The following is a 19,565-nucleotide window of genomic DNA, read 5'->3' as shown; positions in this document are numbered from 1 at the left end:
ATGGAAAAAGCAATCAAAAAAATTGAAGATATGTCACTGAATGCATGGCCCTCCCATAAAATGGAACTTTATGACGGATGGATTCTACGTTTTTCTTACTTTTATACTCACAGAACCAACAGCGTGGAACAGTTTGGAACGTCCACCCTTCCATGGCGGGAAAAAATCCCCTACTGCGAGCAGGTCTATAAGCGCCTTGGAACTCCTGCGATCTTCAAGATCAGTCCACTTGTATCTCAGGATTTTGACTACATGCTGGAAAACCGTGGCTATTCCATTCAGCATGTGACCAATGTCATGACTGTAGATCTGGCCCAGGCTGTTCTGGACACGCCTGTCACCGATGTGCTCTTTACCAATGAAATTCCTGATTTCTGGATCCACAGTCTTTTTGACCTGAAAAAAACTACGAATCCGATCCACAGGAGTGTGGTTCCTTCCATGTACCGTGCAATTCTTAAAGAAACCGTCTGTGCTTCCATCACAAAAAACGGCCAGATCATTGCCACAGGGCTTGGAATTCTGGATCGTGATTATATCGGTATCTATGCGATCCATGTGCGTGAAGATTACCGCCGCAGAGGATACGCCCGTCAGATCTGCACCGGTCTACTTAATGAAGGCAAAAAAAGAGGCGCAAGCCACGCCTATCTTCAGGTGGTAAAAAATAATGATTCTGCAGAAAAGCTTTACAGCTCTCTTGGTTTCCAGTATTTTTATACTTACTGGTTCCGCGTACAACCTGTTGGAACACGCTTTCAGTAAATACAGGGATTTTCCAAAAATCCCTGTAGAAATCAAAAAATCTTTTTGCTATAATACTTTTAACATGTATAAAATCTTTCCTGCTTTCATATACTGATCCTTATCAATCAATAAGGAGACTGATTCCATGAACGATCCGCAGGAAAAAAACACAAAAAATCCCTATCATATTAATTACAAAAATTATCTGGATACCAATGCCTGTACTGAATGCACGGGTCTGATCAACCATGGAATAGACAGCCGTGAGCAATGGGAATCCTTCCGCCAGATCTTTGATTTTATGCCGGTACCGGAATCCCAGGACCTTACAGATAAACAGGACTGACCGTTATCCCAGGTCGGAGGACACAAATGAAAAAACTGTCTGCTGCATGTATGATTCTGGGCCTTTCCCTGTTTGTGGGCGGCTGCAGCAATGATCAGATCGATGATCACATTATTTCCCTTCAGGATAAAATTTCAGATGCCACATCTTCAGATCCCACCTCCCGGGAAGCATCGGATTCTTCCCTGGAAGAACGGGTTTATATGGATGAAATTACCGGCACACTGCAGAATTTTGACGGCACAAATATGACTATTTCCAGCGACGGAGAAACTTATGTATTTGACGTTTCCAGGACAAGACTGGAATGTAAATACGGTGTTGTATTCAGCGACCAGGTCAGCGTAATCTATCAGGGGCAGCTTTCCGGAACAGATATCAGCACCATTTCTCCGATCAAAGTAACTGACAAATATCATAACGAAACCCCTCTGGAAAATCGCACACTGAAGGGAAAAGTAAAAAAACTTACTTCCAATGCACTCGTTATCGTTACAGAAAAAGGAAATACCGTAACTTTTCCTGTCACCGGTGTCAGACAATACTATAAAAAAGGAATCAAAGCCGGCAGGTGGGTCTATGTCCATTTTCGCGGCAAATTCATTAACGAAACCATAGTTGGTGATAAACAGTACGATGGCAGTTTCACAAAAGTAATCAGTGTCTCTGATACCGATCCACTGAAAGTACCTGCGGCAACTCCCACCCCTTCTCCGGCACCGAAGAAAAAAGAACAGCATCTCCGGGCAAAAATTGTAAGTGTCAGCACCAGTACCATGACTGTTGTCCCTCAGACTACGGGGTCGGAACTGACTGTTCCACTCACTTCTGTTCCTGTATACTTTAAAGGCGGCATGGCTCCTGGTTCTTATGTAAATATTATTTATACCGGTAAATTTAATGGGGAATCCACTAACGGCATGAAAATCCGCGGAATTACAGGTGAAGATCCGGATACACTTTCTATCCGCAATATTTCTTCCACTGTAACCGGTACAATCCTCGGTACAACCGCCAATACTGTGCTGATCCAGACTTATGATGGAGTAAAAATCCTCTGCAGCCGTGAAAATGTCCAGGATCTTTCCACAAGCGGAATGGAAGAAGGTGCGGATCTCCGGGTTACCTTTAACCCTGCGAAATCACGCACCTCCAATATTTATACCTGTATTAAATTCGAAGACCCGTGACGGAAGAGAGTTCGGATTCTTTCTTCCCCCTCTTCCATCCAGGCGCATACCTCCGGTGTCTCACCCAAAATGTCAAAAAAAGCTCTGCATTCATCTTCCGTACCTTTTCCGTGAAGAACCTTAAATGCACCGGCATCACTGCCTACTGCCACATGCACTTTTTTCCTGAAAGCTTTTTTCAGATTTTCCTCGCCTGTCCGGATAATAGAGGACAGAATCTCATTTTCGAATCTTCCACAATCCATCAGATTCCGGACCGTCACAAGAGTAGGTACCCACACACTTCTGCTGTCTGCCAGCATGGAAAGCGTTTCTTCATCCATGTAATTGGCGTGTTCAATGCTGTCAACACCGGCTTCAACTGCAGCCTGCACTCCATAATTCCCATTGGTATGGCTCATCACTGCAAAGCCTTCTTCATGTGCAATATGTACCATTTCTTTTACTTCTGCCGCTGAAAGCGGAGTTCCCGTGATCTTTCCATGATCCTCAAAATCCAGAAGGCCGGTAGTCATGATCTTGATAAAATCCGCCCCTTCCTCAGCAGCTTCCAGAACCCTGCGGTGATATTCCTTCATATTCGAAAAACTTTTTCCGACAATTTTTCCATAATGCCCTTCTTTATAAATGGCAAAAACCGGCGTGCGGTAATCAATTCCATATTCACCGGCCAGCTGTGCGGTTCTTCTGGAAACACCATAATGATCTCCTCCGTCTCTTACAAAACGGATTCCTCTTTTCTGATATTCCTTAAGATGACTTCGGATCAGCGCATCCTGGGGCCCGTTTTTCTGTGTCTCAACGGCTTTCCGGTAATCGTAGCCGTTAAGAAATATATGTGCATGACATTCTCCAAACATTTTCATCACTGCTCAAAAAATCTTCGAATCTCTTCCTCTGTTGCCTGTACAGATCCCTGTACAAAGAATGGCTTTCCGCCTCCCCGTCCGTTTAATTTTGCATTCATTTCTTTTGTAAACTGGCGGAGATCGCCGTCTTTTTCACCCATTGCGTACTTGAAACTTCCATCTGCATTTCTGGAAAATACCGCACAACAACCCTGGCAGGTCTGTGTCACAGCATCTGCAAGTCTTCGCACACTGTCTGAATCCATTCCATCCATAAAGATGAGAACGCTTCCACTTCCTGCATAGCGCTCTGCCTCTTTCTGACACATATCATCCACCATCTGGCCAACCTGACCTTTCAGGCGGAAATTCTCCTCCTGAAGGCGTTCTACTGCCTGCGCGGTCTTGTCCATCTTTGCGGAAAGTTTTACGGAAATCTGATGGTTCTGGTCATTGACCATATTCAGGTAATCCAGCACACGTTTTCCACAGATCATCTCGATACGGACACCCTCACGGAATTTTTCTACGGAAAGAAGCTTCAGCATGCCGATCTCTCCGGTATGTGTCACATGAGTTCCACAGCATGCACAGATATCCACCCCTGGAAATTCAACAATACGAACCTGACCGGTGAGTTCTTTTTTGCTTCGGTAATCAATTTTTTCCAGTTCTTCAGCTGTAGGATATAAGATTTTCACCTCAGTGTCTTCCCAGATCTTTTCATTTGTTTTCTGCTCGATCTCGGCAAGCTGTGTCTCATCCAATGGACCATTCAAGTCTACAGTGATGGTATCGCTGCCCATATGAAAGCCCACATTATCATATCCATAGGCCTCATGGATCAGGCCGCTGACCATATGCTCACCGGAATGCTGCTGCATCAGATCAAATCTTCTTGCCCAGTCGATACGACCCTGTACTTCTGTTCCTGCTTCCAGCGGTTTATCTGTATAATGAAGAAGTTCTCCATCTTTTTCATGTACTTCTTTCACTTTCACGTCGTTCAGATATCCGGCATCACTTGGCTGTCCGCCGCCTTCCGGATAAAAGGCACTCTCGTCCAGAATAATGTGAAAGCCTTTTTTTGCTTCTCTGCACTCCAGGACTTTGGCTGTGAATTCTTTTTTATATACATCTTCATAATATAAGCGTTTTGTCTCTGTCATCTGTCTCATCCTTTCTGCATCTCTGCTTTGACGTTTTATAGTATAGACCAATTTGGGGTTCCCTGCTATAAGAATTCTATTTTTTTCAAAAAATTGCTTTTAAAACTGAAGTTTTATCTCTGTCTTACGCGTTATAATAAGTGAACGGGCAGAGAAAGGAGCTGATCTCATTACACGGGAAGAATATCTGGAATATCTGATTCATACATACCAAAATTTAATATTTTCCATTTGTCTGAAATCGGTGGGTAATCCATTTGACGCCGAAGACCTGACACAGGATGTTTTTCTTTCCGCCTACAAAAATCTCTCCCGTTTTGACGGTACCTACGAAAAAGCCTGGCTCAGCAAGATTGCAATCCGAAAATGCCTGGATCACCTGAAGGCTGCCGGCAGACGTACCATTCCCACAGAGGATACTTATTTTGAACAGCTCCGTGATAAAGAATTCTCCCCAGAAGAGGCCTGTCTGGACAAAGATTTCCAGAATCGGATCCGACAGCTTTGTTCCGATCTGAAAAGTCCCTACAGAGAAGTGGCCACCGCTCATTTCTGTGAAGAAAAAACTGCAGCCGAGATTGCAGCTTCACAAAATAAAAATACAAAGACAGTCCAGACTCAGATCTACCGTGCAAGATCTATGCTGAAGGCACTGTTGGAAAGGAGTGATTAGATGCATATACCACAGGATAAATTACAGAAATTTCAAGACGGAGCTATGAATACAGACGAAATGATCCATTTTCTGGAACATATAGATCAATGTGATTTCTGCCTGGAACAGCTGCTTCAGGATGAGGAAACTTCTTCTGAACATGCTCCTGCCTATCTTCAGGATAAAATTCTGAAAAAAGCAGCTTCTCCTGAAGTACAAACTTCCAGAAAAATACATGAAACTGCTTACTGGATGAAGCTTCTCTGCACAGGCTTACGTACTGCAGTGGGTATGGGTGTTGCGCTGATCATGCTTTTTTCTGTATCGCAGACAGATTTTACAGCTCTTCATACTTCACCGGAAACAAAAGCTAAGATATCTTCATCCCTTGACATTGGTTTCAATCTGAGCCGGCTTTCCAGGAAGGTAGGTTCCCAGCTCAGTGAAAATTCTCAGAATATCAGTGATAATCTGAGTGATCTTACGAATAAAATTATAAACGGAGGCAAGTAAATATATGAAAAAACAAAAACATGGTTTCTGGGTATTTATCTTTTCCCTGATCCCCGGTGCCGGAGAAATGTATATGGGATTCAAAAAACAGGGAATCAGTATTATGCTGCTGTTCTGGGGAGCAATTGCACTGGCTTCCATTACCGGCCTTGGATGGCTGGCCATGTTTCTCCCTGTGATATGGTTCTACAGTTTCTTCAATGTCCATAATCTGAAGTCACTGTCAGAAGAAGAATTTTACTCTATTGATGACAATTACGTTCTTCACATGGATCAGTTTTCCGGTAATATGGGAAAGTTCCTCCAGAAGCACAGAAATGTAACTGCATGGATTCTGATCCTGTTCGGTATCTGTATCCTGTGGAGCCGTTTCACAGCTCTTCTGTACCTCATTATACCGGATAATCTGTCCCACTATGCCTATGAAATCTGCAACAGTCTTCCTCAGATTGCCATTGCTATCGGTATCATTGCTGCAGGTATTTATCTGCTCACTCAACAAAAAAAGAAACTGGAGGAAGAAAAAAATAAAGATGAGCATTATTGGGAACCGTACCGTCCATATCAGCAAATAGCTTCCCCTGATGATAATTCAGAAGCTGCTGAAAAAAATCCTGAGACATTTTCTTCTCAGGACAATATTTCTTCTGAAAATAGTATTCCTTCTGAAAATACTGTCCTTTCCGAAAATAAGAAAGATACCTCTTCCTCTGAATAATCAGTAACTTCAAAAAAAGATCCGAAGTCTTCCGACAACGGATCTTTTTATTTTCATCAGCCTGTATACATAACCCTGGAAAACTGCGGTGACCCTGCATAGCCCTGTGATTCCTTAAATGTTACTGCTTTGATCCAGCCTGTTTTGGAACCATTTTTTACACGGATATACATCTTATTCCCAGCGGTCCAGAAATTCAGAATTTTCACACCCGTATTCTTGCGGATCACAAATGCTTTACTTCCGGAAGTGGGAGTTGTGTACGCCTGTATGTTCTTTGCCGCTGCAAAAAGTCCTGTTCTCTTGTTAGCAGCATTAAGTTTTATATATTTTCCGTAATTGGATGTACGAAGTAATGTTCCTTTCTGATATTTGTATGTAAATTCTGTTGTACAATATCCAAGAGAATATGACATAGCCTCCGTTCTTACACGAACTGTATTACCACTCAGGTAAATTTTCGCTTCATTTACCGGTCGTCCATATGTTTCATTAATGAAATTTACAACCTGAACGATTTTTCCGTTACGGTACTGATAAAGTCCGTGGAATACACTGATATCATTATCCGTGCCACCTCTCAGACACAGGAAAGGTTTTCCATTAGATAATGTAATAATACGAATGGACATATCCATAAAAGATTTATTTATTGCACAGACTTTTGTATTATTTACATAAATATCTGCACCATTCCAGCACCCATCATACTGACTTTTTTTCCGGACAACCTTAATCTTGTCTTTCTTTCCATCGCCGGTGATATCATACTTCGTCCAGGTTTTTCCCGGCTGAATTGTATACATCCTGGGTGCTGCCGCCTGCACTGGCAGTACGGAAAAGATCATGAAACCCATAAGAAATATACAGATGCCCAGTAATTTTTTTGCTCTTCCTTTCTTCATTTTTCTCCTCCTTTTTCTTTGCATACTCTGGCTTTTTTATATCAGTATAATAAAAAAGCACCTTTTGAATATTCTCTGTACAAAGCGGCTGTTCTCATTCCGCTCTGTCACATGGTCATAAACGTAACCAACTTATGATCTACGTTTATTTTACTATTCAACAGGTGCTTTCTGTAATATATTTTTTACTGCTTATGTGTTACTTTAAGACGTGTCATCGCTCTCGCAAGAGCCATCTGGTTCATATGATACTCCTGGATGCTCTGCTTCTGACGAAGCTGCTCTTCTGCACGTTCCTTGGCTTCCTGGGCACGGCGGATATCAATCTCCTCCGGGCTCTCTACGCTGAGGCAGAACAGCTTGGCACGGTTATTGATCATCTCAACAAAACCGCTGCTCACTGCAAAAACATGCTCATTGCCTTCTGCATCCTCAAAACGCATCTCACCGGGAATGATGGCTGCTACGACATTTGCATGATGAGCAAGAAATCCCTGCTCACCATCCACTGCCGGGATGATAAGCTTCTGGGCACGTCCTGCATAAGCCAGTTTATTGCTGGCATAGATTTCCAGGCCAAATGTCTCACTCATAGCCGCTCCTTACTGCCGGTTCTCCTCGGCTTTTGCTTTTGCAATTACGTCATCAATGGTTCCAACATTAAAGAATGCATTCTCCGGATAATTATCCATCTCACCGTCAATGATCGCCTTAAATCCACGAATCGTCTCTTTCAGTGGTACGTATTTACCTTTGATACCGGTGAAGTTCTCAGCTACATGGAACGGCTGAGAAAGGAATTTCTGGATCTTTCTTGCACGGAATACAGTCTGCTTATCTTCCTCTGAGAGCTCTTCCATACCGAGGATAGCAATGATATCCTGCAGTTCTTTATACTTCTGAAGAATCTCCTGTACTCTACGTGCTACTTCATAGTGTTCTTCACCGACAATATCTGCCTCCAGGATACGGGAAGTAGATTCCAGAGGATCTACAGCCGGATAAATACCCTGCTCAACGATCTTACGGGAAAGAACTGTTGTTGCATCCAGATGTGCAAATGTTGTTGCCGGAGCCGGGTCAGTTAAGTCATCGGCCGGTACATATACTGCCTGTACAGATGTAACAGATCCTTCCTTGGTAGATGCGATTCGTTCCTGCAGTTCACCCATCTCAGTTGCCAGTGTAGGCTGATATCCTACTGCGGATGGCATACGTCCAAGCAGAGCGGAAACCTCAGATCCTGCCTGTACAAAACGGAAGATATTATCAATGAAAAGAAGTACGTCTCTGTGTTCCTGATCACGGAAATACTCCGCCATGGTAAGTCCTGTCTCAGCAACACGCATACGTGCTCCGGGCGGCTCGTTCATCTGTCCGAACACTAAGGCTGTCTTCTCAAGAACACCTGATTCCTTCATCTCGGTCCAAAGGTCATTACCCTCACGGGAACGCTCACCGACACCGGTGAAAATAGAATATCCACCATGCTCGGTAGCGATATTCTGGATCAGCTCCTGGATAAGGACTGTCTTACCAACACCGGCACCACCGAACAGACCAATCTTACCACCTTTGGCATATGGTGCAAGAAGGTCGATAACTTTGATACCTGTCTCCAGGATCTCAACTGCCGGTTTCTGTTCTTCAAATGAAGGCGGATCACGATGGATGACCCAATGCTCTTCGCCCTCCAGAGATTCACCACCATCTACGGTATCTCCAAGAACGTTGAACAGACGACCAAGTGTTTTATCTCCAACCGGAACCTTGATGCCGCTTCCGGTAGCTGTTACTTCTCTGTCCCGCTGCAGGCCCTCACTGGCTCCCAGCATGATGCAGCGTACGATATTATTTCCAAGGTGCTGGGACACCTCCATAACGCATCTCTTACCGTTGTTCTCAACTTCAAGCGCATCCTTGATATTCGGAAGCTGTCCGTCTTCAAAAACAACGTCTACAACAGGTCCCATAACCTGTACAATCTTACCTTTATTCATAGTCATCACTTCCTTTTTTGTGCTTTAGCACCGCTGATAACCTCTGTGATCTCCTGCGTGATCGCAGCCTGACGTGCACGGTTGTACTGAATGGAAAGATCCTTCAGCATCGCCTTCGCATTATCTGTAGAGGACTGCATTGCTGTCATTCTCGCATTGTTCTCACTGGCATATGCCTCTACAAGACATCCATAGATCACACCTGTAAGGTAGTTCGGGATCATGGTATCCAGAAGTACATCCGCAGATGGAGATAACACGATCTCCTCCTGGTAAATGTCTGCCGGAACCTGACCAACTTTAAAATCAGCTTTTTTCAGCGGTAAAAGCTGCATATTGCACATTTTCCATCGCCATTGCATTCTGCATCTGTGTATAGACAATGTGAATTTCATCCAGCTCTCTTTCCAGAAATGCCCGTACGATTTCTTCTGTGATAAGACGCGCTCTGTGCATGGTCGGCTTCTGTACTGTATACTGAAAACTGCCGTCCATATCCACATCTCTCTTGCCGAAATACTGACGTCCTACCATACCCAGAACATACAGTTTATGATGTCCCGGTACCTCTTCCATGAAATCTTCTGTCATTTTCTGTACATTATGATTGTATGCACCAGCCATACCTTTATCACCTGTAATGACAATGGTACCTACCTTTCTCTCTTCCTTTGGAACAAGATGACGCTCACTGAAGAAAGGATGCTGGATATCCGGCATATGACGGAGGATTCTGGCAATGGCAGCCTGCATATTATAGAAATATGGTTCTGTATCCTGCAGAATCTTCTTCGCCTTCTGCATCTTGGAAGAAGAAATCATGTACATCGCATTGGTGATCTTCATGGTGTCCTGAATGCTTTTCATACGAGTCTGTATTTCTTTTGCATTTGCCATATCAACACCTACCTGCTCTTATCTCTGAATTCTTCTGCCGCCTTTATGATTTTCTCTACAAGCTCATCAGAGAGCTGTTTTGTAGTTTCGATCTCTTTGCCGATCTCTGGATATACATTATCAAAATACTCCAGAAGGTCTTTCTGATATTTCTTGATCTCTTTCTTTTCTACGTCGACCATCAGCTTGTGAGTTGCAACACAGAGAGTAATTACCTGCTGATGAAGACTTAACGGACTGCAAAGAGGCTGTTTCAGAAGTTCCATCAGACAGCTTCCGTATTTCAGCTGTGCAGTTGTAGCCTCATCCAGATCAGAACTGAACTGGGTAAATACTTCCATTTCTCTGTACTGTGCCAGATCGATACGTACGCTACCGGAAGCTTTCTTCATAGCCTTGGTCTGTGCCGCACCACCAACACGGGATACAGAAAGACCAACATTGACTGCCGGACGCATACCTGAGAAGAACAGATCACTTTCCAGGAAAATCTGACCATCTGTGATGGAAATTACGTTTGTAGGAATATATGCAGATACATCACCGGCCTGAGTCTCAATGATCGGAAGTGCTGTGATGGATCCGCCACCTGCCTCTTCACTCAGACGGCTGGAACGCTCCAGAAGTCTGGAATGGAGGTAGAATACGTCACCAGGATAAGCTTCACGTCCCGGAGAACGCTCAAGCAGAAGTGACAGCGCACGGTATGCCACTGCATGCTTGGAAAGATCATCATATACGATCAGTACATCTTTACCCTGATACATGAAATACTCTGCAAGAGCAGTACCAGCATAAGGAGCAATATACTGAAGCGGTGCACAGTCGCTGGCTGTTGCGGAGAATACGGTTGTATACTCCATTGCACCGTATTTTTCAAGATTGGAAACTACCTTTGCAACGGTAGAAGCTTTCTGTCCGATGGCAACATAGATACAGATCACATTCTTACCTTTCTGGTTGATGATCGTATCGGTTGCGATGGATGTTTTACCTGTCTGTCTGTCGCCGATGATCAGCTCTCGCTGTCCACGGCCGATCGGGAACATGGAATCAATAGAAAGGATTCCCGTTTCCAGAGGTACAGTTACAGACTTACGGTCGATGATTCCAGGAGCCGGGTTCTCGATCGGGCGGTATTCCTCTGCCTGGATCTCTCCCTTTCCATCAATAGGCTCACCAAGTGCGTTCACGATTCTTCCGATAAATTTATCCCCTACCGGAATACCTGCCTGCTTGCCAGTTCTGGCAACCTTGGTGCCTTCCTTGATTCCTGTATCCTTTCCGAAAAGAATACATCCCATGCTGTTGGCACGGACATCCTGTACCATACCTTTCAGACCATTCTCGAAGGTCACGACCTCACCGTACATGGCATGATCGATGCCATAAACAGTTGCGATACCATCTCCCACGGAGATGACAGTGCCTACTTCCTGGTCCTTGCTGATTTCGTCATAGTTCTTTATTTCTTCCTTGAGAATCGAAATGATTTCATCTGGATTTATTGCACCCAATTCAATTTCACCTCCGGGTTAATTTCTGTTTCAGTTTCTTATAACGTCCGATGAGGCTCCAGTCGTACTCACGATCTCCTGCCCTGAGAACAAATCCACCTACAAGGCTTTTATCCTCTGTAAGGGTAAGTTCCACTTCTCTGGCAGAAAACTGGCTACGGAGAAACTCCTTCATCTTATTTTCCTGCTCTTCGGCAGGACGTGTTACATAAAGAAGCTCTGCCTTGAGAATTCCTTTCTGTTCCCGGCTGTAAGCATCATAAGCTTCAAGGATCTCTCCGATTCTGTCAATCTTCTGATACTTACACGTTACTTTAAGAAAACTCTTCATTTCCTGCGGAAAAACCCGCTCTATTACCTGTTCTTTTTCTTTGAGGGAAACAAGTGGATTTTCAAGCATCTTACCTATCTCAGGTGTATTCTTAAAAATCCTTCCTGTTTCGCAGATTGCCTCCCCCGGGACAGAAAGACCGTATAATGCTTTTGCATAATTAATGGACGTCTCTGTCATGAGGATCACCTGCTCCTTCTAAAAACTGGTCATATAGGGACATATCCTGTGCTTCGTCGTTCTTTTTTCCCATGATTCTGGATGCTGCATCCATTGCCAGCTCAGCCACTTTGCCTTCCATCGCTTTCATAGCAGCTTCCTGCTCAGTGCTGATATCTCTTCTTGCTTTCTCAAGAATCTGACCGGCCTGATCATTAGCTCTCTTCACGATGCTGTCTGCCTGTACTTTTGCCTCGTCCTTAGCCTGCTCTACAATACTGAAGGATTCCTCCTTCGCAGATTTCAGTGCATCCTCATACTGTCCTTTCAGCTGGTTTGCTTCAGTGGTTGTCTTCTCTGCTGAAGCAAACTGCTCATCGATCATGGATTTTCTCTTCTCCATAACACCAATGATCGGGCCGAAAAGGAACTTCTTCATTAAAAGATAAAGAACGATCAGGTTTATAATAGTAAAGACAAGGTTGATATCAATTTTAATCACCTGGTCCACCTGCCTCTCTTAATCCTGAATTAGTATCTCGTCTTTACCTATTAGCCAAGCATGATGATGATCAGAAGACCGATTACGAAACCGTAAATAGCTGTTGCCTCTGCAAGAGCACATCCAAGAAGAAGTGCTTTACTGATCTTGCTCTCTGCCTCCGGCTGTCTTGCGATAGCTTCTACTGCTTTGGATGTTGCAAGACCGATACCAATACCTGCTCCGATACCTGTAAGAACTGCGATAGCTGCACCAATTGCGATTAACATAGTTTTTTCCTCCTGTAAAATACAATTTTTTTCATTTTTGAATCAAGCAGATACTCTGCTTCATTACTCAATTGCTTCCTTGATAAACAAGGATGTTAAGAATACAAATACATATGCCTGTATGAATCCGTCGAAGAAATCAAAATACAGACTGAATGGTATGGGAAGAATGGCCGGACAAACAAACTCCAGCAGCTTCATGACTACGAAACTTCCCAGAACATTACCAAACAACCGCATGCAGAGAGATGTAGGTCTGATCGCGATTTCCAGAATATTGATTGGAAGCATGATCGGAACCGGCTCCGCAAAGCTTTTCAGGAAACCTTTCAGTCCCTTCTTATGAAAGCCTGCATATTCGATCAGAATAATGCTCATCAATGCCAGCGCAATGGTTACGTTCATGTCCTTCGTTGGTGGTGTAAAACCAAACACGCCTGCGATGTTGGCTATTCCGATGTAAATTACGGTTGACATCAAATAAGGCACATACTGTTTGCCTTCTTCTCCAAGGATACCCATGAAGAAATCCTGAAGAAAACTTACTCCGGATTCCAGAAGCAGCTGCTTCTTACCCGGATTTTCCACACTGAGATTCCGAACCAGAATCAGTGACAGAACCACAAGAACCGCCATAATGACCCATGTGACTACCACACATTCCGCGATGGGTATTCCACCAAATACCGGAATGGTAAAAGCCGTCTTACTGTTCAGTTCTTCTGCCAGTGTACTTGATAAATCTCCCGTTTTTCTCCCTCCTTTTCTCCTGGCTGTGATCACTGCATTTGCCAATTGGTATGACCACGCCTTGTAGTTGACTTTATTTTACTCCGCATTTCCAGAATGTCAATATTATTTTTGCCCGTTTTGCACAAAAAAGAATCTTTTTTTTATACAAAATAAACAATTTATTTTGACTGATCCTTATCCGGCTTCCTGCGTACGGAAACTTCCCCATAGGAAAGCAAGGTCTCTGAACCATCCTGTTCTCTTACAAGAAGCCTTCCATCCGATGCTATCGCCTCGGCATATGCTTCCCTTGTACGCGCTCCGTCTGCGATCACGATCATATTTCCAGGAATGATATTATTTTCTGTATATTCTCTGGAAAGTCCCGGAGTTTCCACTTCCATAAGAAGCTGATTGGCAATCTCCGCCACAAGAATACTGCAGTTTACATGTTCTGCATCCTTCCTGCTTCCAAACAATGCACCCGCCGTTTCCTGTATGTCTTCTGGAAATCCCTCTTCCGGTACATACAGATTCAATCCGATTCCAACAACCGCAAACTCAATGTTTCCACTTTCAAAGTCTGTAACAGCCTCAGTCAGTATTCCACACACTTTCCTGTCGTGAAGATACAGGTCATTGACCCACTTAATCCCCAGATCAATCCCGCAGATTTTCTTCACTGCACGGTACACTGCAGTTGCCGCCGCCGTAGTGATCAGGAGTCCTTCCTTCAGAGTCCGGTCCGGTCTTAGAACGATACTCATATAAAGTCCTGCATTTTCAGGGGAATAAAAACTTCTGCCTCTGCGGCCCCTTCCGCTTTTCTGTCTGCGCGCCAGTATCAGTGCGCCATGACCTGCTTCTCCTGAAAATGCAGCCTCCTTGGCTGCACGGTTTGTGGAATCCAGTTCCCTGTATATTTTTACAGGTACATCCGGATGATCGAGGTAAAGCCGTATTCCTTCTTCCGATAAACGGCTGCCACCCCGGAGCACATAGCCTTTGTTTGGTCCCGCTTCTATGGTATATCCCTCTTCCCGAAGGGATTTCACAGCTTTCCAGATGGCTGCTCTTGTGCAGTTCAGTTCTGCTGCCGCCGCTTCTCCGGATATCAGCTCATTCTCGTGCTGCTCCAGAAGCTTCAGCATTCTTGCTTTTACAGTCATATCTTCACCGTCCATAATCTGCCTGAAATGGCAAAATTTGTTCCCTTCCAAGAGACGAAAGCATTATAGCACTTAAACATCGCGATGTCTATTATCTTTTTTACATATGCTGTCTATATTATTTTTATATTTCAGATATGTTTATTATATAATTTTTCCCATTTTTATCTGTTCTCATTAACTTTTTTGGGAATTATTTCTGTAGAAAACCTGTAGATTCAGGAGCAAATTTTCCTGAATCTCTGTTATATGCAGATTTTCTTTATCATATATTTATCATTTGTAATTAGAAAGACTCTTCTCAAGAAATTCCCGGTACCTGTCGCGTACATCATCGGGTGATGCAATTACCGCATCCGGGCCAAGACTGGCTATCCAGCCAAAAAACTGATCGCTGACGTTGACACGAACCAGCGTTTTGAAATGTTCATGATCCTTCCTCTGAATCATAATGTCCCTGCCAAACCGGTCCAGTACAACTCCGACCAGACGGTTATGCGCTTCCAGACATATGGTTTCCTCTTTTCCGCCAAACATCCCGAAGGTTCTGGATGTCAGCTCTCCCGCATCATAATTCTCAAAAAGTTCCCTGCCGCTGCGGGCCGCCTCTTCAAGCCGGATCTGCATAATCTTGTCCACCCGGTAGTGCTTCACTCTGCCACACTTCTCATCACAGGCGACCAGATAATAATTCTCATTCTGCCACACAAGTCCCCAGGGACTGACACGATACCGTTCTCCGTTCTTCTTCAGCCGCAGCTCCTTCTCCACTGTCCATTCACAATACTGAAATGAGATTTGCCTGTCCTCGGTAAGCGCTCTCTGAATCTCATCAATACTGTAATACACACTCTCATTCATGGTTCGCACCCGATTCTGTACAAAAACCTGGCGCCGCAGCTGTCTGGCCTCATGGACACTTGCAAGACTCTCCAGCTTCCCGATCAGCTGACGGGATTTCCCACTGGTAATAAATCTGGACGACTGTACTGCATCAACCAGAAGTTTCAGTTCAGGAAGTTCAAATTTCCGGCTGGCCACATAAAAGCCTGCCGGCTGCTCTCTGCGATTCAGAATGTCCATTCCAAAATTCCGTAATGTTTCGATATCATCGTATACAGTTTTGCGCTCTGCGCTGATTCCCAGACTGTTCAGATAGATGATCAGTTCCTTCACAGACATGGGATGTTCTTCATCTGTCCGTTCCAGAAAAACGCGCATCAGATATAAAATTTTTATTTTCTGGTTAAAAACCCTGGGCATTCCGACTCCTCCGTTCTATTTATCTGTCAGTGAGGCAACCACTGCAAAGTATAATACCATGAATGCAAGTACAACAGCAATGATATCCGCTCCCTTAAAATCAAAATTAAGGATCATCGCTCCACCGATCATGATCTCTATTGTCAGAAGCGCTCCCAGGATCATAGCCATTCCAGAAGAAAGCTTCTGCTTCCCGGTGTGTCTGTGCTCTGTCTCCATGTATCTTCCTTCTGCCAGTGCAACCTTCCTGCTGTTCTCTGTATTCCACATAAGATCCATCCTCCCTGTTATATGCCCATTTACAATCTACCGAACATATTTTCCAAACATATTTTCTATATGTTGGTATTATAGCGCATTATAAGTCCGATAAAACGGTATGAATGTGTCTTTTTCGAACATTTGTTTATTTTGTACAAAAATATGTTCGATTTCGTGGTAAGAAAAAAAGTCTGCCGATAACAGCAGACCTTTCATACACTTTTTTTCTATGGAAGCAGGATTACATCATTCCGGCAAATACCGATGCACCTACAACCGTAAGCAGACCGGCTACTGCAATGGCAAGACTGCTCATGGCACCTTCTACAGGACCAAGCTCCATAGCTTTGGCCGTTCCGATGGCATGGGCTGAAGTTCCAAGGCCAAGGCCTCTTGCGATCGGCTCTTCTATCTTTGCGATCTTGTAGACAACTTCAGCGATCATATTTCCAAGAACTCCTGTGATAATGATCACAGCAACTGTAATCGTCACAATACCGCCAAGTTCTTCGGAAACGCCCATTCCGATAGCTGTTGTGATGGACTTCGGAAGCATGGTGACATATTCCTGATGGTTAAAACCAAACAGTTTGGACATAAGCAGAATACTGCAAAGGCCTGCCAGTGTTCCGGAAATAATCCCGGCTGCCACTGCCTTGAGATTTTTTTTCAGCAGATGGATCTGTTCATAAAGAGGTACTGCCAGGCACACGGTTGCCGGTGTCAGAAGATAGCTGATATATTTGCCACCTTCGTTATAATCATTGTAATCAATATGGAATATCAGAAGAACACCGATAACACAGATGATCGAAATCAAAAGAGGATTAAAAATCGCCATTTTGAATTTCTTTTTCAGGATAAGTCCGATCTCGTAGGCGATCAGACTTATCATCGCTCCAAAAAATGCGGAGTTTTTTATGAATTCCATCATTTTTCAGTTCCTCTCTTTCCCATTCGGATCACTCCCTGTGTCACTTTTCCTGTTACGACCATTACAATTACCGTGCTGATAAACGTCATAATAAGAACCGGTACACAGATCGGTTTCAGAGAACTCCATGCTGTGATCAGTCCTGCACCTGCCGGCACAAACATCACCGGCATGATCTCAACCAGAAAATCTGCCGCACCTTTTACCTGATCCAACTTCAGGATGCCTGTGAGCAGTGCCACCAGCATGATCACCAGTCCATAAACACTGGCCGGTACCGGAAGTGGAAGAAAGGTTTTTAAGATTTCTCCAATGACGGAAATCAGCAGGATGATGCTGAACTGCTGCACGTACTTCATACTGCATCCCTCCTGATTCATTCATGTAAAGCGAACATTCATATTCCGCTTTTTGACATACGTTTAAGCAATATTTCAAAAGTGGTAAGACCACTTTTGGTTTTAAACGTTTTCTAATTATACGCTACAAATCCTAAATTACAAGGATTGTATCCCATAAAATACAAAAAATCCTTTTATACATCAGCGTATTCCAGTAATTTCCGGAAACATCTCTGCATAAAAGGATCTGTAAATAACGTTCTGATCATTTTTCGGAATTCTCTGTCAAAATGATTTTTTCTACCTGATACCGTCCGTCTTCAACAGTCATAACGGCCATAGTAACTTCACCTCCAAAGCGACTTCTGCCGCAGCTTCCCGGATTAAGCCACAGACGATCATCAATGATCTTTTCAAAATATTTATGGGTATGTCCGAAGATCACCACCTGGGTATCATCCAGATCCCAGGTCACGTCTTTTTTGTTGTGGACCATGAAAAATTTCACCCCGCCAATTGTAAAGTTTAAACTGATACGGAGATTTTCTGCCCAGTCTTTGTCATTATTTCCACGTACTACGTAAAGATTTCCCATGGAACGTAACACATTCAAGATTTCATCTTTATTTACATCTCCGGCGTGAAGAATGTATTTACAGTCTTTTAAGATTTCCAGGACCTCCGGTCGGAGAAGGCCATGAGTGTCTGAGATAATACCTATTTTTTCTTTCATATTTTCCTCCGTCAGAATAATTCTATCTTTCCGTATTCTCCGTCAAAGCCAGGTTTTCGCACAACTTCTCCTGCACGCAGCCGCCGGATTCCTTCTGCCAGAGCCTCTCCTCCAACTGTCCTGATATCCTCCTGTGGCACCTCTCTTAATATGGAAAATTCTGCCCCAAGTTTCTTAAGCAACATTTCATACCGGCCCTGCACTTTTTTGCTTGCTGTGGAAAATCCCACGCAGGCAGAAATCACTTCCGGCAACGGCACCAGACTTTCGTAAGGACGTCCGCTTTCCGGCATGGCAGCCGCACCTTCATCCCTGTCTGAAAGCTGTAAGATCCTGTGATCCACGCCCATTGTCAACTTCTTTCCGCATACCGGGCAGATGCCGTTATATTTTTCTGCTTCACGCGGGCTTAAACACACGCCGCATTTTCGATGGCCGTCATAATGATACTTTCCCTCTTCCGGAAAAAATTCGATCGTACCTTCAAGTCCTGTTCCTTTCTGAACTGCATTAAACAGGCCCTGATAGGAAAGCTCGATATCCAGAAGGTCTGCCTCTCTTCCCAGTTTGGAAGGTGAATGAGCATCCGAGTGGGATACCAGCTGATATCTGTCCAGCGCGGAAATCTGCCAGTTCATCACCGGGTCTGAAGATAATCCCGTCTCCAGCGCATGAATATATGGTGTCAGTTCCTCGAAGCACTCTTCTATGGTATCAAATCCGGATTTTGCCCCAAACAGAGAAAAATGTGGTGTCCAGATGTGTGCCGGGATATACATGCCTTTCTCGCTGATCTCCAGCATAATTTCCAGAAGGTCACGACAGGGCAGCCCCAGGATAGGGCGTCCGTCTGAATGGATATTCCCAATTTTTTCCAGCCTTGCGGCAAAAGCATCTGCTTCCCGAAATCCCGGGAGCAGGATCAGACTGTGCACCTTCCTGGTTTTTCCATCCTTTTTATAAATGGAACTGATTTCTCCGGACAATACAAATCTGGGAGATTTTCCAGGATAATGTGCCGCCTCTGGCAAAACGAATTCATCTTTCAACCGGAAAAGCCCCGGTTCCGCAGGAATCAGTTTATCCTTTAATTCCTGCCGCCAGAGAGGATGTGTCATATCTCCGGTTCCAAGAAGTGTGATCCCTTTCTTCCGTGCCCAGAGATCCAGCATCTCCGGTGTTCCGTCCTTGCTTGTCGCCATGGAATATCTGGAATGTATGTGTAAATCTGCGATCTGCTTCAAAATTTTTCCTCCTGTATGCCATTTGTACATCTTATATTATAATTTCCTCTGTTTCATATGTACATCCTCTTTTCTGTTTATTCTCAATGGCAAAAAATACAGGCAAAAGAATCTATTGTATT

General features: G+C 44.0%; 24 protein-coding genes and 1 pseudogene. 6 read left to right on the top strand and 19 right to left on the bottom strand.

All coding sequences use genetic code 11. The annotated features are described in order from the left end of the window. From AC04Q6_RS11100 to AC04Q6_RS11090, 3 genes are all read left to right on the top strand, one after another. Nucleotides 1–765 carry a GNAT family N-acetyltransferase gene (locus AC04Q6_RS11100; protein ID WP_118071305.1) on the top strand — a complete coding sequence of 255 codons (765 nt, stop codon included), beginning with the start codon at nucleotides 1–3 and terminating at the stop codon, nucleotides 763–765. A 127-nt stretch (nucleotides 766–892) separates the two neighbouring features. Then, nucleotides 893–1,093 carry a hypothetical protein gene (locus tag AC04Q6_RS11095; protein WP_021977351.1) on the top strand — a complete coding sequence of 67 codons (201 nt, stop codon included), beginning with the start codon at nucleotides 893–895 and terminating at the stop codon, nucleotides 1,091–1,093. 26 nt (nucleotides 1,094–1,119) lie between these two features. After that, complete coding sequence (locus AC04Q6_RS11090) at nucleotides 1,120–2,283, top strand: hypothetical protein (protein ID WP_118071306.1); 1,164 nt, start codon at nucleotides 1,120–1,122, stop codon at nucleotides 2,281–2,283. On the opposite strand, the gene AC04Q6_RS11085 is transcribed toward AC04Q6_RS11090, so the two are convergent. Together AC04Q6_RS11085 and AC04Q6_RS11080 are read right to left on the bottom strand one after the other, a co-directional pair. Continuing rightward, nucleotides 2,253–3,143 carry an amidohydrolase family protein gene (locus tag AC04Q6_RS11085; RefSeq protein WP_118062401.1) on the bottom strand — a complete coding sequence of 297 codons (891 nt, stop codon included), beginning with the start codon at nucleotides 3,141–3,143 and terminating at the stop codon, nucleotides 2,253–2,255. The genes AC04Q6_RS11090 and AC04Q6_RS11085 overlap by 31 nt on opposite strands. A 5-nt stretch (nucleotides 3,144–3,148) precedes the next feature. Continuing rightward, nucleotides 3,149–4,351 (bottom strand): alanyl-tRNA editing protein, encoded by a 1,203-nt coding sequence (locus tag AC04Q6_RS11080; RefSeq protein ID WP_330426517.1) that lies wholly within the window; start codon nucleotides 4,349–4,351, stop codon nucleotides 3,149–3,151. Nucleotides 4,352–4,544: 193 nt separating this feature from the next. Between AC04Q6_RS11080 and AC04Q6_RS11075 the strand changes: the two genes are divergently transcribed. The 3 genes from AC04Q6_RS11075 to AC04Q6_RS11065 are packed head-to-tail and all read left to right on the top strand — an operon-like array spanning nucleotide 4,545 to nucleotide 6,186. Beyond that, the gene (locus AC04Q6_RS11075; protein ID WP_243003837.1) at nucleotides 4,545–4,973 is read left to right on the top strand and encodes an RNA polymerase sigma factor; all 429 of its coding nucleotides are present in this window, start codon (nucleotides 4,545–4,547) and stop codon (nucleotides 4,971–4,973) included. Continuing rightward, nucleotides 4,974–5,468 (top strand): hypothetical protein, encoded by a 495-nt coding sequence (locus AC04Q6_RS11070; RefSeq protein ID WP_291543019.1) that lies wholly within the window; start codon nucleotides 4,974–4,976, stop codon nucleotides 5,466–5,468. It begins immediately after the preceding gene. 4 nt (nucleotides 5,469–5,472) lie between these two features. Further along, on the top strand, nucleotides 5,473–6,186 hold the full coding sequence (locus AC04Q6_RS11065) for a hypothetical protein (RefSeq protein WP_291543018.1): 714 nt from the start codon (nucleotides 5,473–5,475) through the stop codon (nucleotides 6,184–6,186). Between the two features lie 56 nt (nucleotides 6,187–6,242). Here AC04Q6_RS11065 and AC04Q6_RS11060 read toward each other — a convergent pair whose 3' ends face one another. From AC04Q6_RS11060 to AC04Q6_RS10980, 17 genes and pseudogenes are all read right to left on the bottom strand, one after another. Next, nucleotides 6,243–7,091 carry a hypothetical protein gene (locus tag AC04Q6_RS11060; protein ID WP_291543016.1) on the bottom strand — a complete coding sequence of 283 codons (849 nt, stop codon included), beginning with the start codon at nucleotides 7,089–7,091 and terminating at the stop codon, nucleotides 6,243–6,245. 185 nt (nucleotides 7,092–7,276) lie between these two features. After that, nucleotides 7,277–7,684 (bottom strand): ATP synthase F1 subunit epsilon, encoded by a 408-nt coding sequence (gene atpC / locus AC04Q6_RS11055; protein WP_173737923.1) that lies wholly within the window; start codon nucleotides 7,682–7,684, stop codon nucleotides 7,277–7,279. Between the two features lie 9 nt (nucleotides 7,685–7,693). Next, the gene (atpD, locus tag AC04Q6_RS11050) at nucleotides 7,694–9,091 is read right to left on the bottom strand and encodes a F0F1 ATP synthase subunit beta (RefSeq protein ID WP_291543012.1); all 1,398 of its coding nucleotides are present in this window, start codon (nucleotides 9,089–9,091) and stop codon (nucleotides 7,694–7,696) included. Between the two features lie 5 nt (nucleotides 9,092–9,096). Next, nucleotides 9,097–9,453, bottom strand: coding sequence for a F0F1 ATP synthase subunit gamma (locus tag AC04Q6_RS11045; protein WP_476389684.1), 357 nt, complete (start codon nucleotides 9,451–9,453; stop codon nucleotides 9,097–9,099). Continuing rightward, on the bottom strand, nucleotides 9,398–9,988 hold the full coding sequence (locus AC04Q6_RS11040; RefSeq protein WP_476389683.1) for a F0F1 ATP synthase subunit gamma: 591 nt from the start codon (nucleotides 9,986–9,988) through the stop codon (nucleotides 9,398–9,400). Before AC04Q6_RS11040 ends, AC04Q6_RS11045 begins: the two co-directional genes overlap by 56 nt. An 8-nt stretch (nucleotides 9,989–9,996) precedes the next feature. Further along, nucleotides 9,997–11,505 carry a F0F1 ATP synthase subunit alpha gene (gene atpA / locus AC04Q6_RS11035; protein WP_021977340.1) on the bottom strand — a complete coding sequence of 503 codons (1,509 nt, stop codon included), beginning with the start codon at nucleotides 11,503–11,505 and terminating at the stop codon, nucleotides 9,997–9,999. A gap of 7 nt (nucleotides 11,506–11,512) precedes the next feature. Continuing rightward, on the bottom strand, nucleotides 11,513–12,016 hold the full coding sequence (atpH, locus tag AC04Q6_RS11030; RefSeq protein WP_015525579.1) for an ATP synthase F1 subunit delta: 504 nt from the start codon (nucleotides 12,014–12,016) through the stop codon (nucleotides 11,513–11,515). Further along, nucleotides 11,997–12,497 carry a F0F1 ATP synthase subunit B gene (gene atpF, locus AC04Q6_RS11025; protein WP_021977339.1) on the bottom strand — a complete coding sequence of 167 codons (501 nt, stop codon included), beginning with the start codon at nucleotides 12,495–12,497 and terminating at the stop codon, nucleotides 11,997–11,999. The genes atpH and atpF overlap by 20 nt, the downstream gene beginning before the upstream one ends. Before the next feature lie 50 nt (nucleotides 12,498–12,547). Beyond that, nucleotides 12,548–12,766 carry an ATP synthase F0 subunit C gene (gene atpE, locus AC04Q6_RS11020; protein WP_021652814.1) on the bottom strand — a complete coding sequence of 73 codons (219 nt, stop codon included), beginning with the start codon at nucleotides 12,764–12,766 and terminating at the stop codon, nucleotides 12,548–12,550. A gap of 63 nt (nucleotides 12,767–12,829) precedes the next feature. After that, a complete protein-coding gene (locus tag AC04Q6_RS11015) occupies nucleotides 12,830–13,495 on the bottom strand; it encodes a F0F1 ATP synthase subunit A (RefSeq protein WP_118062399.1) in 666 nt (221 codons plus the stop codon). 182 nt (nucleotides 13,496–13,677) lie between these two features. Continuing rightward, nucleotides 13,678–14,682, bottom strand: a complete 1,005-nt coding sequence (locus tag AC04Q6_RS11010) for a biotin--[acetyl-CoA-carboxylase] ligase (protein ID WP_021977337.1) — start codon at nucleotides 14,680–14,682, stop codon at nucleotides 13,678–13,680. 261 nt (nucleotides 14,683–14,943) lie between these two features. Then, complete coding sequence (locus AC04Q6_RS11005; RefSeq protein ID WP_021977336.1) at nucleotides 14,944–15,930, bottom strand: helix-turn-helix transcriptional regulator; 987 nt, start codon at nucleotides 15,928–15,930, stop codon at nucleotides 14,944–14,946. 15 nt (nucleotides 15,931–15,945) lie between these two features. Then, the gene (locus AC04Q6_RS11000) at nucleotides 15,946–16,200 is read right to left on the bottom strand and encodes a hypothetical protein (RefSeq protein ID WP_021977335.1); all 255 of its coding nucleotides are present in this window, start codon (nucleotides 16,198–16,200) and stop codon (nucleotides 15,946–15,948) included. A 232-nt stretch (nucleotides 16,201–16,432) separates the two neighbouring features. Then, complete coding sequence (locus tag AC04Q6_RS10995; protein ID WP_021977334.1) at nucleotides 16,433–17,125, bottom strand: LrgB family protein; 693 nt, start codon at nucleotides 17,123–17,125, stop codon at nucleotides 16,433–16,435. Continuing rightward, entirely contained in the window at nucleotides 17,122–17,484 is a 363-nt protein-coding gene (locus tag AC04Q6_RS10990) for a CidA/LrgA family protein (RefSeq protein WP_021977333.1), read from the bottom strand. The genes AC04Q6_RS10995 and AC04Q6_RS10990 overlap by 4 nt, the downstream gene beginning before the upstream one ends. Before the next feature lie 247 nt (nucleotides 17,485–17,731). Then, nucleotides 17,732–18,199, bottom strand: a complete 468-nt coding sequence (locus AC04Q6_RS10985) for a metallophosphoesterase family protein (RefSeq protein ID WP_021977332.1) — start codon at nucleotides 18,197–18,199, stop codon at nucleotides 17,732–17,734. A gap of 14 nt (nucleotides 18,200–18,213) precedes the next feature. Continuing rightward, a pseudogene (locus tag AC04Q6_RS10980) lies at nucleotides 18,214–19,473 on the bottom strand (endonuclease Q family protein); the annotation flags it as partial. Between the last annotated feature and the right edge of the window lie 92 nt (nucleotides 19,474–19,565).

The sequence above is a fragment of the Blautia sp. HA9023 genome (assembly GCF_056504095.1).
This window is presented reverse-complemented; position numbering and strand designations above follow the sequence as displayed.